Source organism: Vibrio sp. 10N.261.51.A4, assembly GCF_041471945.1.
Taxonomy (GTDB): Bacteria; Pseudomonadota; Gammaproteobacteria; order Enterobacterales; family Vibrionaceae; genus Vibrio; species Vibrio crassostreae_C.
Genome location: NZ_JBFRPJ010000024.1, coordinates 43,430 through 59,296, shown reverse-complemented (window position 1 = coordinate 59,296; position 15,867 = coordinate 43,430). Strand labels below are relative to the sequence as shown.

The following is a 15,867-nucleotide window of genomic DNA, read 5'->3' as shown; positions in this document are numbered from 1 at the left end:
GACGCCATAGTCGTTTGTTATGAATCAGAATTTCTCGACAACTTGAGAAACTCACTACCAATATCATCTGAATAGCATGTTGCAATTTGCATCATTACAATTGCATCCATTGACGGTCTTAACATAAGTAACGCACTCGTCACTTGAAGTAGACTAATTGCAGTCGCATGAGCAGGGTCAGTCATCCCCGAATTACTCTGCCCCACAACTAATATATCTTCTTCACATTCTTCGAGAGCTAAACGATTTCTTAATCCTTTTGAGCCAGCGTGAATATTTTGGCTTGCCCATTTATAGTAAGGACGTAAGTGCTCAAGACCAACGTCTTTTTCAATTGCACCAAAGCCAACACGATTATGCGCAGGAAACAAATAAGCGGCCCATCCGTAGTGTCCTGAGTAACCTTTTCCGTATTTTTTAATTAGGTCATCGTAGACCTTTTTTACTTCTTGTATTTCTGTGTCTGTTGGTGCTTTTGCTTGAAGTCTGCTTTCATATTTCCGGTGCTCTTTCATGGCATCGTAGGAATCCACAACATCATGAAAGTAAAATCTTTCTGCACACTCTTGACCATGTTTAGCGATAAACAATGCAGTAGCACTCACTTCATGCAACGCCCTCCAGCGTGAATGCGCTGCATCAGGGAAACCATTTTTCATTAAGCATAAAATTTCATTTGCGATGTGGCAGGCTCTCGCATGATGACGAACTAAAAGATCAAATACCAAATCTCCTTGTTCCGCTGCTTGATGGCGATGTTCAGAGTTTAAGGTTTCACCTGCTTCAGTACAAATCACGATATGAGTTTCTAGAAGATCAAAGCCTGACTTCCACCTGTCAACGTTCCTATCAGCAAATGAATTGTAGTCATACCTGCGATTTGAAAGCATTTCTGGCATCGAACTGGCCAATGATGCACCTATTGCATCTACGAAATCAGGTGTTATATCTGCTATTAGCATTTCTATATCCAAATCTTTAGCTTTATCTGGATTTTCGGCAATCAAATCTTCAATGAACTTCTCGAATTGTTCTTGAATAGTGCTCATAAGTCTCCCTGATTCATAACAGCTATTAGACTGAAAAATTCTGCATTTAAATACAGAATCATTCTATCTAGTTTCATATGCATATTAATTTACCACGATTAATCACAGCAATTCAGTGACTTAAAACATAGATAGACTCATTGAATGACAAAATGCAGAATATTTCTATATAGTATGAATTTCGCAAAAACCCCGCTCTACTAGATATAAAAACAGTACCTCTGCGCATACTCCAAAAACAAAAAAGCCTGCCATTTATGCGAACATAAATGGCAGGCTTTATACGTTAATTAAATTTGTTTGTGGCTAGCTTACGCGGCTTCGAATGCGAGGGCTTTCTTCTCTACTTGGCGGAAGATCAGCGTTAGTATGCCGTTTACTGCTAAGTAGAATGCGCCGGCGATACCAAACACAGTAAGTGTGTCGTAGGTTTGGCCGTTAATACGCTGAGCGTAACCCATCAAATCCATTATGGTGATGGTGCTTGCCAGTGACGTGCCTTTGAAGACTAGAATCACTTCGTTCGAGTAAGCTGGAACGGCGCGGCGTAGTGCGTATGGCAGTAACACTTTAAGCGTTGCGATTTTGTCCATGCCGAGTGCGCGACATGCTTCCCACTGCCCTGCTGGAATGGCGTTGAATGCGCCTCTGAACAGTAGCGTGCTGTATGCCGCGGTGTTCAAAGCTAATGCTAACATTGCGCAGAACCAAGGTTGGCTTAACCAAGTCCACATGAAGCTTTCACGAATCCAATCGAACTGACCCGGGCCGTAATACACCAAGAAGATTTGAACCAACAATGGTGTGCCAGTGAACAGCGTGATGATGCCACGAGTGAACCAGTGAATCGCCGGTATTCTTAGAATTAGCGTTACCGTCATCAGCAGTGACAAGATACAACCAACAAGCAATGAAGCGCCTGTGAGTTGAAGACTGGTCACTAAGCCTTCAAGCATTTGAGAGAGGTATTGTTGATTCATGCCATTGCCCCTTTGTTACCCAAACCTTGAATAGAGAACTTACCATCAATCACTTTTACCAATCTTTGTGTGATTAAAGTGATGACCAAGTAGATTGCTGCTGCTGTCGCGTACCAAGTAAATGCTTCGTGCGTTGCCGCTGATGTTAGTTGTGCTTGTTTCAGCAAATCTGTTACGCCAATCAGCGAAACTAATGCAGTGTCTTTCAATAACACTAACCATTGGTTGGTTAACCCTGGTAGTGCGTGTCTTACCGCTTGAGGTAACACGATACGAAAGAATGAACGCGATTGAGAGATACCAAGCGCGCTTGCTGCTTCTCTCTGCCCTTTGCTTACTGCTTTCAAAGCACCACGGATGGTTTGTGAAGCGTAAGAAGCAAAGATAAGTGACAGTGCAACAACACCAGATAAGAACGGGCTCACTTCTATGAAGTCGCCAGTGATCATGAACAGAACTTGTGTCGAACCAAAGTAGATAAACAGTACGACCAGAATTTCTGGTAAACCACGAACAATCGTCACAAATGCAGTCGTTGGCCATTTGATTGCAATACGACGAGACATCTCACCACTTGCAAACAAAACTGCTAGAACCAATCCAACCAATAGGCTTACGAACGCAAGCTGAACAGTCATCCAGCTTGCTTCGACGAGCCCTAAAGAGTAACCCGTTAATTCCATAAATTACTTACCGAAGTACTTGTTGAAGATCTTATCGTATTCGCCGTTCGCTTTTACTGCTGCAAGTGCAACGTTAAGCTGGTCTACAAGTTCTTGGTTGCTCTTGTTTACTGCGATGCCAAAGCCGTTACCGAAGTACTCTTGGTTTGTTACTTGGTCGCCAACGTACGTTAGGTTGTCTTCTTTCTTGAACCATTCTGCTACAACGGCTGTGTCACCGAATACAGAATCGATACGACCGTTTTTCATGTCGATGAATGCATCTTGGTAGCTTGAGTAAGGTACCGCTGTTACGCCAGTCATTTGCTCAAGTAGGAAGCTCTGGTGAGTAGAACCGTTTTGAACACCAACACGCTTACCTTCTAGTGCTGCTTGATCTGCGACTTTGCCTTCAAAAGAGATGAATGCTGCAGAGTTATCGTAGTATGCGTTAGAGAAGTTCACTTGTTTAAGACGCGCTTCTGTGATGTCCATTGCCGAGATAGCCGCATCGTAACGTTTGAATTTAAGTGCAGGGATCAAGCTATCGAATGCTTGGTTGTGGAAAGTACACGTTGCTTTCAGCTCTTCACAAAGTGCGTTTGCTAAGTCTACGTCAAAACCCTGAATTTGGTTGTTCTCATCCATGTATTCGAATGGTGCGTACGTTGCTTCCATCGCGAATTTGATTTCTTCTTGAGCTGCTGCGTTAAAAGAAGCAAGGCCGATAAGTGAAGCTAGTAGAATCTTTTTCATTTTGTTACTCCGAATACTGTGTAATAGCGGCCTGTGGCCATTCTTATAATTTGATTGTTTTAATTGATGTTGTGTTTAGCTAGATCTAGTGAGTCAACTTTCTTTTAATAAGTGACTTACTTAATGAGTCAGATACTCGGCAAACTCAGGTGTCTGCGGATTAACGAATGAATCGCTGGTGCCGTGTTCAACGATGTACCCTTTTTCTAGGTACAGAACGTGGCTAGCAATCTTCTTCGCGAAATCGACTTCATGCGTCACGACCACTTGGGTAATGCCCGTTCCGCTCAATTCTTTAATAATGCTCACGACTTGGTTGGTGATCTCAGGATCAAGCGCCGCTGTTGGTTCATCAAACAACAACACATCCGGTTTCATCATCAGCGCACGTGCAATCGCAACACGCTGTTGTTGACCGCCAGACAGTTGAAGTGGCCAAGCGTCTGCTTTGTCGGCAAGTTGAAGTGTCTTTAGGACTTCTTGCGCTTGCTTAATCGCTTTTTGCTTATCCAAACCCGCTACTTTGGTTGGTGCTTCAATCAAGTTTTCCATCACCGTCATGTGTGGCCATAAGTTGTATTGCTGGAACACCATGCCGACTTTACGACGAAGTTTAAGCCCCTGCTTCTCTTGGATTTGGCTTGAAAAATCGAATTGCTCATTCGCAATGTCTAATTCGCCGTTGTCCGCGATTTCAAGCAGGTTCAATACACGCAGTAATGAACTCTTGCCCGCGCCGCTTGGGCCAAGCAATACCAAGGTTTCGCCACTCTCACAGTCGAAACTGATGTCGTGAAGAACTTGGGTATCACCGTATGATTTGTTGATGCTCTTTACTTGAATACTCATGCTACAATACTGCATTAATTGTCATTTGTTGGTTATTCTATTCAATCCGAGGTTTTATGCAAGAAAAATGTATAAAAAACTACTTTGTTGAATTTTTGTAACAAATATTCCACAAAAAACAGTCGCTATAACTGGTCTTACAACCAAAACTTACAAGTCATTGATAAAGCTAATATCGAGATAAATAGCAAACGTTTTGCTATCAATTTATAAATCATCGCACGGTTGCTTGTTTATGTGTGCACTCTCCTATCAACGCTAATTTACTTGCATAAAAATTAGGGTTAAATAGCTTGGTTTCCTATCAAACTGACTGGATCAAAATGCTTAGTTTTCCTTTAAGGTCGTTTCGAATTATTCACTTAGTGTTGATGAAATATTGGAAATTGAGTTTCCTAGGGAGCGTCACAGCGCAATAAATGCTTTAATGGGTTCGATTCTCAACAACAATTACTGCCCAGCGAACAACGCGCAGTACAGGCAATAAGTCATAAAGCAATTAGCCATAAGCAACAAGCAACAAGCCATCTATTTTTAAAGCGACAACACATTAAGGCAGTCATATGCAAAACGATGTCTCTTCTACGCTCGACTCGAACCAGCGACAGACTCAGCGATCGACTCAACAAGCGCCAGAACCCAAACCTGAGAAAAAAAGCCTCAGTATTTTGTTTGAGCTGAGTAAATTCATTCAGCCTTATAAAGGTCGTGTTATTGCTGCGTTGATCGCGTTGATCTTCACAGCGAGCTTAACCCTTTCAGTCGGACACGGTATTCGTCTTCTTATCGACCAAGGCTTCAGCCAACAATCGTTGTCAGACTTAGGCAGCGCGATTCAATTCATCATGGTGGTGGTTGTGCTGATCTCGATTGGCACCTTCTTCCGCTTCTATTTGGTCTCTTCTGTTGGTGAGCGAGTAAGTGCGGATATACGCCTGTCGGTTTTCAATCATGTCGTGACGCTGCATCCAAGTTACTTCGAGACCAATGGCAGTGGCGACATCATGTCGCGCATTACTACGGATACCACTCTGCTTCAAAGCATCATAGGTTCATCGTTCTCTATGGCGATGCGCAGCGCGTTGATGTGTATTGGTGCAATCATCATGCTGTTTGCGACCAATATTAAGCTGACGTTGATTGTATTGGCCTCGGTGCCGTTTATCTTGATTCCGATTCTTGTGTACGGGCGTCGTGTGAGAGCCCTATCTCGCCAAAGCCAAGATTCGATGTCTGATGTGGGTTCTTATGCAGGTGAAGCGATTGAGCACATTAAAACGGTGCAAAGCTACAGCCGAGAAGAGCAAGAGAAAGCGTCATTCGCGGTTGAAGTTGAAAAGGCATATGAGATTGGTCGCCAGCGTGTAAAACAGCGCGCGATTCTTATTTCTGGCGTTATCGTGATTGTATTTAGTGCTATTGCAGGCATGCTTTGGGTTGGCGGCAGTGATGTTATCAACGGCACTATGTCGGCTGGTGACTTAGCGGCGTTTGTGTTCTACGCAATTATGGTTGCTTCATCGTTAGGTACGATTTCTGAAGTGATGGGTGAACTGCAACGCGCGGCAGGTGCGACCGAGCGATTAATCGAGATCCTACAAGTTGAAAGCCATATTGTTGCGCCAGTTGCGAATCCAACTTCGCTTGCTAACGTAACGCCAGAAGTTGCATTTGATGATGTGACCTTCTGTTATCCATCAAGACCGGACCAACCCGCAACAAGCAACCTCACGCTTACTGCCCATGAAGGCAAAGTGTTGGCACTGGTTGGCCCGTCTGGCGCAGGTAAAACTACCCTGTTCGAACTGCTGCAACGTTTCTACGACCCACAAGTGGGTAAGGTCACCTTAGGCGGTGTTGAACTGAATCAGTTTGATCCTAACGAGCTAAGAAAGCAGATGGCATTGGTACCGCAACAACCTGCTCTGTTCAGTAACGATGTGTTCCATAACATTCGCTACGGCAACCCGCAGGCAACAGACGAGCAAGTGATCGAAGCGGCGAAGAAAGCGCACGCACACGAGTTCATTCAAAACCTACCTGATGGCTACAACAGCTTTCTTGGTGAACGTGGTGTAAGGCTTTCTGGTGGGCAGAGACAACGTATTGCTATCGCACGTGCCATCTTGAAAGATCCAAATATTCTATTGTTGGATGAAGCAACCAGCGCACTAGACAGTGAAAGTGAGCATCACGTACAACAAGCGTTAGAAGAGTTAATGCGTGGCAGAACGACGATCATTATCGCCCATCGATTATCAACAATTAAACACGCCGACCAAATTGCGGTGCTCGATAAAGGACAACTAGTAGACATCGGCGACCACCAGTCTCTCATCAATAGCTGCGAATTGTACCAACGCTTGGTTGAGCTGCAATTCAAACACCTTAGTGCCTAACTATTGAGTGGATGTGCAACTAAGTCACTGACATTGTGTGGTTTCAAGCTTCAAAAACTTAGATCACGCGTGTTGCAGTTTTGTTAATTTAGCGGTAGGGTTTTTATTCCAATAACAACTTATTTCGATGAAGGATAAGTAAATAACGTTAATTACACAGATAACAATAAGAGAGTTCGCATGGAAGCACTATTATCTGACTACCCGGTAGTAACAGAAATCCCTGTCGCTTGGGGAGAAATGGACGCACTCAATCACGTTAACAACGCTGTATATTTTCGCTATTTCGAAACCGCTCGCTTAGATTTTTTCAAGCACGTCGAGCTGATGGAAGAGATGGCGATTACCAAAGTTGGTCCTGTTCTTGGTGACACTTACTGTAAGTATTTCCGCCCAGTCACGTATCCAGATACCTTGATGGTCGGCTCACGTGTTACCGATATTCAAGATGACCGATTCACCATGGAATACGCGATTGTCAGTAAGGCTCAACAGAAACTGACGACCGTTGGCACTGCGACTATCGTGATGTTTGATTTTGCTTCGAACCAGAAAGCCCTGCTCTCGCTGCGCTTAACCAATGAAATCGAAAAGATGAACACGTTGAAAAGCCCATGCTTCAAACAAGAAGCCGTGACGGAATAACGTATTCGCTGATTGAGAAAGACTCAGACATTAAAAAGGCCACTCGATTGAGTGGCCTTTTGTATATTGGTTCAGAGTGCTTATAAGCGGTTGAGCGTTATAAACCTTGAACGCTCTTTGCGTTAGAAGCTATAAGCCTTACAGCCCATAGACATTGAACCCTATAAACCTTGTACGCTATAGACCTTGCACGTACTGAGCATTAGTTCGAACTTCAACCATCAGCTCTAGGTTCTGTTGTGAACCTTCAACGCCGTTCAGTAGCGCTTCGAAATGCTTGATAAGCTCAACTTTGTCTTTCACTTCTTTAGAACCTGCACCGATGTTGGTTAGGTCAATGAAGAACTCGTCGAACAGACCAGAGAAGTCAGTTACTGCGTCGTGGTTCAAGAACTGCTCGTGGTTGTAAATGCTTGGGTAGCCACCCTTCTGTTTATCAACCGCAAAAGAGATGCCTTTCACGTTGGTAATCGTGGTCGCTTTCTCACACTTCAACATACAACCTGCTTCGATGCTTGGCTTGTTACAACCCACGGTTCTTTGGAAGAAACACTGACGGCTGGTCATCATCAAGATTGGGTGGTAAATGCTGTAGAACAGTTTGAAGTTCTCTGGGCGACGAATATGACGAATCTGACCTTTGTTGATCTCGTTCGAAATGAATGCGCCTGCACAGTTCAGCTCTTCTTTCAGAGTAACCAGTGCGTGAGAGTTGGTCGTGTTCATGAACGGGCCTGCAACCCACTCAATACCCATCTCGTAAGCTTTGTAAGCAATACCCGTGTTGTTGGTTACGATGCGAGCTGGCTTGATCTCTTCAAGAATACGAACCGCTTCGTCGTAATCTTTACCGATCAATACCGCTGGGAACCAAGGAATCAAACGTGGGTTTGCTGCCAAGATGTCGATGTACTTGTTACAACGCTTCTTGAAGCTTTCTGGAAGTTTGAAGTAAACATCCGCGTCAGTCACGTCACACAGGTGTAAGTCTTCTACATCGGCGATAAGCATCGACATAGTCGGCTTCTCGTTCACTTTAGGGTGCTGAGGCAGTGCTGGCACTTCAACGTGCTTAATCACTTCCACAGAGCCGTTCAGAATGAAGTCGATCTCGTCTTTTAGGTCTGAAACTTCTTTTAGAGGAATCAACAAGCCTGCATCCACTTCACTGAAGTCGTGGCTTTCTAGCGTGTGAACTGCACTCTTCACGTTTTTGAAGCGCTTCTCAAGTAGCTCTTGAGTAATCGCCTTCTCTTCAACCGCTTTCAATAGCGATTTAGATTGAAGAGTAAAGTTCTCTTTTGGCGTGTTCACAGTCACCGTAAATGGTTGACCCACTTTTGCGCTGAACGACAGTGCTACTGGTGTCTTGCGAATATCAAGGAACTCGATCTTGTCACGCATTTCGTTACCAAGAACGTCTTTCGCTTGGTGAAGTTCGTTGGTCACTTCTTGAATCTGTACAACTGAGATTTCGTTGTTCTGCTCCGTCGCTTTTTCAACAGCGTAGTTCATGCTGTTGTCGCGCGGGTTATCGATGAACATGTCTTTCGTTAGGTTGCCCTTTAGGAAAGAGTTGGTGAAATCACGGTTGAATACTTTGTGTAGGTTCGAATCGTCTTCGATCAACAAACCACTTTCTACAAAGCTATCAATCTGTTTACGCCATGTGTCTACCACAGTGTAAACGTAGTGTGCGCCTTTAATACGGCCTTCTACTTTCAATGAGTCGACTTTCGCATCAACCAATTCAGGTAGGTCGTAGTAAGCTGAGTTATCTTTCAGGTTAAGTGGGAACTTGTTGCCCGCGTTGGTGATTTCGTACTCATCACGACACGCTTGGCTACAACGACCACGGTTACCTGAGTTACCCACACTTACTGAGCTTGAGTAACATTGACCAGAGAATGCGATACACAGAGCGCCGTGTACGAACACTTCGGTTAATACGTCGTGATCGTGTGCCACTTCCGTCAGCATCTTGATTTCAGGCAGGTTCAACTCACGAGACAAGTTAACGCGCGTCGCGCCAATCTTAGACAAGAACTTAATCTGACCTTCGTTGTGCGTAGTTAACTGAGTCGACGCGTGAACGTCTAACGATGGGAAATGCTTCTTAACCAGGTTGAATAAACCCAAGTCTTGAACAATGATGCCGTCCACTTTGGTGTTCACAAGCTGGTTCAGCAGTTTGGTGATGCTCTTAGTCTCGTGCTCCAGTAGCACAACGTTAAGAGTCAGGAACACTTCACAGCCGTATTCATGAGCAAGGCGAATCACACCATTCAATTCGTCTAACGACAGGTTAGAGGCTCTGTTACGAGCGTTGAATGTGTCTAAACCACAATAAACTGCATTAGCACCCGCTACGATGGCGGCTTTTATCGCTTCTACATCGCCACCTGGGGCTAATAACTCAATTTTTCTGCTCATTTTTGAAGTCGCTCACTTACTTATAATTTTTAAGCCGCGTATTCTACCCACATCACGATCTCTTTACCACCGTACAACACTTTTCAAACTAAATGACCTCAATAATGCCGAACGAATCCGATCTACCTATCCTTTATTCTTTACGCCGTTGCCCTTATGCAATGCGCGGACGAATGGGCATCGCACTATCACAGCAAAAAGTGTTACTTCGAGAAATCGTTACCAAAGACAAGCCTAGCGAACTATTGGCCAGTTCGCCAAAAGGAACAGTGCCTGTATTGGTGTTACCCAATGGACAAGTCATTGAACAGAGCTTGGATGTGATGAACTGGTCACTTCAACAAAACGATCCTCAAGATCTTCTGCGTTCAAGCAATCCAACGCTTAGCGAACAAGTTCAGCAGCTCATTAAAACCAACGATGAAGAATTTATTGGTCACTTAGAAAGGTATCGTGCATCGGTTCGTTACCGAAACATCGATGTTGAACAACGCCGACAAGCCTGCGAAACCTTCATTAAGCAGTTAGAAGTGCGACTTACCGATCAGCCCTACTTTTTTGGAGAAAGCCCAAGCTTGGCCGATTTTGCGGTGATGCCTTTCGTCAGTCAGTTTGTGCGAGTCGAAAAGAAGTGGTTTGTGAAATCGGAATATCAAAACGTAGGACGTTGGTTAAGAGCGCACCTTGAAAGTAAGCTCTACACCCAAGTCATGAAGCAATACCCTTTGTGGAATGAAACCAAGCAAGATTGTCTTTTTGGATAACTTAAGAGAATTTTGGGTGACTTAAGGGTATCTAGGGTGATCTAGGGTAATTCTGGAATAGATAATTCCTAGGTATTAAAGTAGTTACGTGACACTGTATCTTCTTTGTAAAGAACAGATATTCAAAGGCTTAACTGGGATTCCGTTGTCTCTTTACCGGTAACTACTGTCTCTTAACTGGCAAACACAGTCTAAGCTAAGCCTTTTGTTCATTTTAACCTGATCACTGAATCGCTATCGAAATCTCGACTTCAGTTTCACCTTTGTATAGTTCAAAATCTGTCGTGTAAGTTCTCACATGTGGGCAGTCAGCAGCGCTGAAATACGCCCACACTTCACCCCATAGATCGATGACCGCTTGAGGAAGTTCACCTTCAGCAGAAAACGTCAGATATTTGCCAGCTTGTATTTCGGTTTCTACAAGCGTATCAACATTCTGATCCGTAAGTGCATTAGTACACGCGATAACATCAAATTCGCCCGTAAAGTCAGACTCGTAATTAGTGTAGACACCGTACACTTTTGAATCCGGCGTCAGTTTGGGAAAAGCCTGATCAAAAAAGCCCTGCCACAATTGACCTATCTTCGCTTTAGTTGGGTCAACCTCATCCTGATTAGTGGTTCTTACTGAAAACCCATACGCCTTTACGGCTTCAATCGTTTCTACTTTCATTCGTTTTATCCCTAAGCCAACGATGGTTTGAGCATATTGAATCGATACCTAATCTTCAATCTCTTTGTGACCACACTTCTCACACACTATATGACGAGAAAATTCGTCCATAGATGCGATAAATGGGCCAAGAAACCAACCTTTTATCATGCCTGCCCAAAACTCGCTTCGCTTTTGGTTAGGTTTCTCTGCAAACGCACTCGTCTTTCTGACCAACACCACAACGTGCTGTGTATCTTCTCGGCATGCGGTGCAATAGCATTGTTCTATGGTGTTATTCATTTGAAAGCCTATGACGTTTTGAATGAAATCTGCTGAAAATGAGGGTTGTCGACACAAACTTCTAGTGTGGAAAGGTCTGTGAGTACGACAAGTTGTTCTAAACCTTGAATACTGACCTTAATGCACTCTTCACGGCTATCATTGCGTTGAGTATCTAATCCGAAACATTCAATCTGCTCGCCAGACTTCAGCGTTAATTTGATTGGGTATCGGTGCATACACACAATCTCAATATAATCGTAATCGTAATCGTTGCAACTAATCATAATACCCTTCCAATTCATCCACCACGCTAATGCGACATGCCATACTATTCAATATCTTTACAATCAATAAGTTACTCGTATCACAATCGCATTGCCATAATCAGATTATTGAGTAATTTGTTAAATTTAATCTCGTTCTCACCATTCACATTTCATCTGTGAACGACAATTTAAGGCTTCAAGAATCCTTTCCAATAATGGTACAAACCACCAATGTCTGAAGAACACATTAGCGACATTGCGCCTTTGATTTGTTCTTCGCTCCATTCCCACCATTTCATTTCTAGCAACTGAGCGATTTCAGTCTCATTGAAACGATAACGGATATGGCGTGCTGGGTTTGAACCGACAATCGAGTATGGCGCAACGTCTTTAGTCACAACCGCTCGACTTGCGATGATGGCTCCGTCTCCGACCTTAACACCACTCATGATCATGGCTTCTGTGCCAATCCACACGTCGTTACCAATCACGGTATCACCAGAGCGTTCAAAGCCGTCTATCGCACCTTCAAACTTCTCATCGTCTTGATAGAAGAACGGGAAGGTACTCGCCCACTGATTTTGGTGGCCTTGGTTGCCCGCCATCATAAACACAGCGCCAGAACCAATCGAACAATAGCTGCCGATGATCAGCTTATCGATGTCGGTTCTATCCGGTAATAGGTAACGCGCACAGTCATCAAAACTGTGGTTATGATAATAACCCGAGTAATAGCTGTGCTCGCCCACGATGATGTTTGGGTTGGTCACTTGTTCTTTGAGTGACTTTCCAACAAACGGGCTTTCAAAATAGTTTTTCATGGTTGTACTCTTAGTTTCGTTCTTTTAGTTAGGTACTTTTGTTGCGTGTTGATGGTTGTAACTTGTTTATATTAGTGTAAAGGCAAACGTGCCCTATCGACCGCCTGCAATATCAATAAACGAGCCGGTGACATACGAAGCTTCGTCTGACAATAACCATGCGATAGAGTTAGCGACTTCTTCTGGTGTGCCACCTCGTTGTAACGGTAACTGCGAAGCTAGTCTGTCTACGCGATCTGGCTCTCCGCCGTCTGCATGCATCTCAGTATAAATACAACCTGGCCTTACGCCATTCACTCGGATATTGCGTGAAGCTAATTCAAGCGATAAGCCTTTGGTGAGTGAATCCATCGCACCTTTCGATGCTGCGTAATCCACATACTCAAACGGTGCGCCAGTGCGAGAAGCGGCAGACGATACATTCACAATCGAACCCGCGCCATCGGCTTGTTTGATAAAGGCTTTACTGCACAGAAAGCAGCTTGATACGTTGGATTTCATCACCTTTTCAAAGCGATCCAATTCAATATCAACCAATGGTGACTGGGTAAACAAAATCCCGGCATTATTGACCAAGTGCGTCACTGGACCTAGCTTATTACGAGCAATCTCAAATAAAGATTTCACGTCCGATTCAACAGACACATCCGCACGCACACTAATCGCGGTTCCGCCTTGTTCGCGAATCTCATTCACTAGATCTTCAGCTCGCGACTCATTGTGTATGAAGTTAACGCATACAGCATAGCCTTTACTGGCCAACAATTTAGACGTCGCTGCGCCAATGCCTCGGCTTCCGCCGGTTACAACCACTACCTTGCTCAATGAAACCTCCTAATGTTTACTTATTCTGTGCAACCTGATTATTCGATACGACCTAGTTGTTCGTGACAAACTGATCGTATCGATACAAACTAATTGTTCGATACGATCTGAACCCACTGCGATCGCCACGCCGGCGCTTCGAATGGGTCTGGCCAAAACTCAGTTTGCTTTTGAATTAAACCGTCAACCACCGTGTGAAAGGTGATCACTCGGCCTTTCAACACACTGTCAGTGACCGAAACGTCCGTTACTACAGTATCACCTTCACAGACAATTGAATTGAGCGCGAACTCCCAAACACCATTAGCTGGGTATTCAGCATTGACTGCCGTGAAGTTGTCGCGCCCTACCGTCAATTCAGACGACTGCGGCCAATAGCCTTCAAAATCTGCGGTTAACCATTCACCTGCCTTTGCAAAATCATTACTGCGCATTGCATCCCAAATCCCAATACCACTTGTTTTGGTGTCATTATTCTTCCTTAAAGTTATTTACGTGTGGTGATTTTTAAATGTCTGCTTCGTTATGCGTACTTGCTAATGATCGTTAAAAGATCATCGACACTGTTAGCAATGTAATCGGGCTTGGTTTGCCAATTTTCAGGTTTCGATCGGCTATAACCTGCTGCAACGGCAATCACTTTTGCGTTTTTACCCAGCGCGGCTTCAATATTGCGAGCAAACTGTGTGTCCGCTTCATGGTCACCGATGTACATCAAACAAAGCTCGTTAGTCGGATCGGCGCCAAATATGTTCTCGACACATTTCACACCACCAAATGGATGGGGTTTTTGGTTACCGTTCGAGACATCGTCATAGCCCACGACCGATTTAAACAAATCACCAATGCCATAACTGTCGAGCACACCACGAATATTCAATTGAGAGTTTTGAGAGCAGATCCCATGTGGAAGATGAGCAAACTGATTAACCACGGTTTCCATTCCTTCAAACAAGGCAACGGCTGTTTGGTTTTTCTCTTGATGCTCTGCCCACATTCCACCAGCGATCAACATTTCATCGTGTGATAAGCCGTAATAGTCGATATATAAGGCTTGCCAGTTTTTAGCCCCGTGGTTGGCTTCATGATAAAGCGCTTCGCTGAGCAAATATTTAGGTAAGTTATCACCTGACAAGTGTGGCGCGACTAAAGAGATAATGTCTTTTGTGATTGCGATATTCTTTGGAACGGAATTGACTATGGTTCCATCGTAATCCCACAGGATGGCATCTAACTTCATACACTATCTCTTTGTTTCGATTAATAATTTGAATTTATCATTCATAAGCCTATTTAGGGCAATTTTATTGTCTTGAATTTCGAAATTTGTCGAATAGAAGCAAAGCTAGAGAACAAACCGTTACTAGCAAACAAAAACCAAACCGTGTTTGCTCACATCACTGCTTTATCAATTGCAATATATGCGTATAATCCCCGCTCCATTGCGCTATCGCCGTTAAAAATAGCGCCATTCAACATTTTTAATGAGTACCCAATGTCGAAACTATTTTTCAAAGGCCGTATCGAAACAAGACAGAACCACGTTCTTGCTGGCTACAACGTAAACCGCGATGTAAAAGCGGGTACTGAAGAATCTCCAATCGCAGTAATGGTTCAAACTGAAGCGCGCAAAGCAGAAGTTGAAGCACTAGCCGCTGAAAATACTATCTTCGTTACCGTTACAGTCGACGCAGACAAAGAAGAGAACACCATCGAGCTTGATACTCTACTAAACAAGCCAAAAACGATGACGTTTGAAAAGACCCCTAACCGTAACGATCCATGTTCTTGCGGCAGCGGTAAAAAATACAAGAAGTGTTGTGCATAAGCGCTTTGACTTGAAGAATTTAAAAACGGACCGGTAGCAATATCGGTCCGTTTTTTTATACGCTAAGCAAGCTTATTCAGCGTAAGACAAATTATTAGGCGTCAGACAAACTGAAGCCACTAAATTTGGCGAAATTAGGCGTCGCCTTACTGCCACTGAACGTATAAAGCATCACACCCTGTTCACTGCCTACTAACGAATCAAACGTGATCACTTCCTGCCATTGTTGTTTTTCTAACGGGCGGAAATGAGCGCTGACTTTTCCGCCTTGTTTGACGAGCTTTACCGACACACTAGATTCACTAAACAACAGACGTTCCTTGATCTGTGGCTGACCATTTTGTTCTACAACGAACACCAATGAACGCTCGCCCATGAACATCTCTTTGCTCACTTTAATGTAGTTGTCGTTATCCCAGTAAATACCTAACCCAGCTTGTTCAAATGCGAGGTTTGGATCTAATTGAACCGTCACTTCTGTGCTGTAATCCGAGCTAGATACTGGATGAACGAAGATATTATCAACATCAGCTGAACCCGCACCAAAGATATTGCCCTCTTGCACTTGCATCGTCAGCACGCCGTTTTCCAAAGACCGATGTTCCGGATTTTCATTTCTGATTTGCCAGTTAACGAGGTTATTCATGTTATTA

At 43.9% G+C, this 15,867-nt stretch carries 17 protein-coding genes and 1 pseudogene; 4 read left to right on the top strand and 14 right to left on the bottom strand.

The annotated features are described in order from the left end of the window. Nucleotides 1-17: 17 nt before the first annotated feature. The 5 genes from AB4384_RS06445 to artP form a co-directional block, all read right to left on the bottom strand. Nucleotides 18-1,049, bottom strand: a complete 1,032-nt coding sequence (locus tag AB4384_RS06445; RefSeq protein WP_372129111.1) for a DUF5677 domain-containing protein — start codon at nucleotides 1,047-1,049, stop codon at nucleotides 18-20. A gap of 311 nt (nucleotides 1,050-1,360) precedes the next feature. Next, the gene (gene artM / locus AB4384_RS06440; RefSeq protein ID WP_017068344.1) at nucleotides 1,361-2,029 is read right to left on the bottom strand and encodes an arginine ABC transporter permease ArtM; all 669 of its coding nucleotides are present in this window, start codon (nucleotides 2,027-2,029) and stop codon (nucleotides 1,361-1,363) included. Then, entirely contained in the window at nucleotides 2,026-2,712 is a 687-nt protein-coding gene (gene artQ / locus AB4384_RS06435; RefSeq protein WP_017083621.1) for an arginine ABC transporter permease ArtQ, read from the bottom strand. The genes artM and artQ overlap by 4 nt, the downstream gene beginning before the upstream one ends. A gap of 3 nt (nucleotides 2,713-2,715) precedes the next feature. Then, nucleotides 2,716-3,447, bottom strand: coding sequence for a lysine/arginine/ornithine ABC transporter substrate-binding protein (locus tag AB4384_RS06430; protein WP_004733839.1), 732 nt, complete (start codon nucleotides 3,445-3,447; stop codon nucleotides 2,716-2,718). Nucleotides 3,448-3,567: 120 nt separating this feature from the next. Further along, nucleotides 3,568-4,296, bottom strand: a complete 729-nt coding sequence (gene artP / locus AB4384_RS06425) for an arginine ABC transporter ATP-binding protein ArtP (protein ID WP_372129110.1) — start codon at nucleotides 4,294-4,296, stop codon at nucleotides 3,568-3,570. Between the two features lie 563 nt (nucleotides 4,297-4,859). On the opposite strand from artP, the gene AB4384_RS06420 reads away from it, so the two are divergent. After that, entirely contained in the window at nucleotides 4,860-6,695 is a 1,836-nt protein-coding gene (locus tag AB4384_RS06420; RefSeq protein WP_017061820.1) for an ABC transporter ATP-binding protein/permease, read from the top strand. Between the two features lie 180 nt (nucleotides 6,696-6,875). Then, entirely contained in the window at nucleotides 6,876-7,340 is a 465-nt protein-coding gene (locus AB4384_RS06415; protein WP_017061819.1) for a thioesterase family protein, read from the top strand. 177 nt (nucleotides 7,341-7,517) lie between these two features. On the opposite strand, the gene AB4384_RS06410 is transcribed toward AB4384_RS06415, so the two are convergent. Beyond that, on the bottom strand, nucleotides 7,518-9,773 hold the full coding sequence (locus tag AB4384_RS06410) for a peptidase U32 family protein (RefSeq protein WP_372129108.1): 2,256 nt from the start codon (nucleotides 9,771-9,773) through the stop codon (nucleotides 7,518-7,520). 173 nt (nucleotides 9,774-9,946) lie between these two features. Here AB4384_RS06410 and AB4384_RS06405 point away from each other — a divergent pair, with 173 nt between their 5' ends. Beyond that, the gene (locus AB4384_RS06405) at nucleotides 9,947-10,537 is read left to right on the top strand and encodes a glutathione S-transferase (RefSeq protein WP_017061817.1); all 591 of its coding nucleotides are present in this window, start codon (nucleotides 9,947-9,949) and stop codon (nucleotides 10,535-10,537) included. A 223-nt stretch (nucleotides 10,538-10,760) separates the two neighbouring features. Here the strand turns inward: AB4384_RS06405 and AB4384_RS06400 are convergent, their stop codons facing one another. The 7 genes and pseudogenes from AB4384_RS06400 to AB4384_RS06370 form a co-directional block, all read right to left on the bottom strand. Beyond that, entirely contained in the window at nucleotides 10,761-11,210 is a 450-nt protein-coding gene (locus tag AB4384_RS06400; RefSeq protein WP_017070693.1) for a GyrI-like domain-containing protein, read from the bottom strand. Nucleotides 11,211-11,258: 48 nt separating this feature from the next. Then, nucleotides 11,259-11,492, bottom strand: coding sequence for a hypothetical protein (locus tag AB4384_RS06395; protein WP_010441052.1), 234 nt, complete (start codon nucleotides 11,490-11,492; stop codon nucleotides 11,259-11,261). Nucleotides 11,493-11,500: 8 nt separating this feature from the next. Continuing rightward, nucleotides 11,501-11,758, bottom strand: a complete 258-nt coding sequence (locus AB4384_RS06390) for a Rho-binding antiterminator (protein WP_372129107.1) — start codon at nucleotides 11,756-11,758, stop codon at nucleotides 11,501-11,503. A gap of 170 nt (nucleotides 11,759-11,928) precedes the next feature. Beyond that, nucleotides 11,929-12,561, bottom strand: a complete 633-nt coding sequence (gene catB, locus AB4384_RS06385) for a type B chloramphenicol O-acetyltransferase (RefSeq protein ID WP_372129106.1) — start codon at nucleotides 12,559-12,561, stop codon at nucleotides 11,929-11,931. A 93-nt stretch (nucleotides 12,562-12,654) separates the two neighbouring features. Continuing rightward, entirely contained in the window at nucleotides 12,655-13,386 is a 732-nt protein-coding gene (locus AB4384_RS06380) for a glucose 1-dehydrogenase (RefSeq protein WP_017063921.1), read from the bottom strand. An 89-nt stretch (nucleotides 13,387-13,475) separates the two neighbouring features. After that, nucleotides 13,476-13,858, bottom strand: a pseudogene (locus AB4384_RS06375) (nuclear transport factor 2 family protein). 51 nt (nucleotides 13,859-13,909) lie between these two features. Continuing rightward, nucleotides 13,910-14,626: an HAD family hydrolase gene (locus tag AB4384_RS06370; protein ID WP_372129104.1), complete on the bottom strand. Its 717-nt coding sequence runs from the start codon at nucleotides 14,624-14,626 to the stop codon at nucleotides 13,910-13,912. Between the two features lie 255 nt (nucleotides 14,627-14,881). On the opposite strand from AB4384_RS06370, the gene AB4384_RS06365 reads away from it, so the two are divergent. Then, nucleotides 14,882-15,214, top strand: coding sequence for a PBPRA1643 family SWIM/SEC-C metal-binding motif protein (locus AB4384_RS06365; RefSeq protein ID WP_017068336.1), 333 nt, complete (start codon nucleotides 14,882-14,884; stop codon nucleotides 15,212-15,214). 94 nt (nucleotides 15,215-15,308) lie between these two features. Here the strand turns inward: AB4384_RS06365 and AB4384_RS06360 are convergent, their stop codons facing one another. Beyond that, nucleotides 15,309-15,860 carry a DUF1349 domain-containing protein gene (locus tag AB4384_RS06360; RefSeq protein WP_017061809.1) on the bottom strand — a complete coding sequence of 184 codons (552 nt, stop codon included), beginning with the start codon at nucleotides 15,858-15,860 and terminating at the stop codon, nucleotides 15,309-15,311. Between the last annotated feature and the right edge of the window lie 7 nt (nucleotides 15,861-15,867).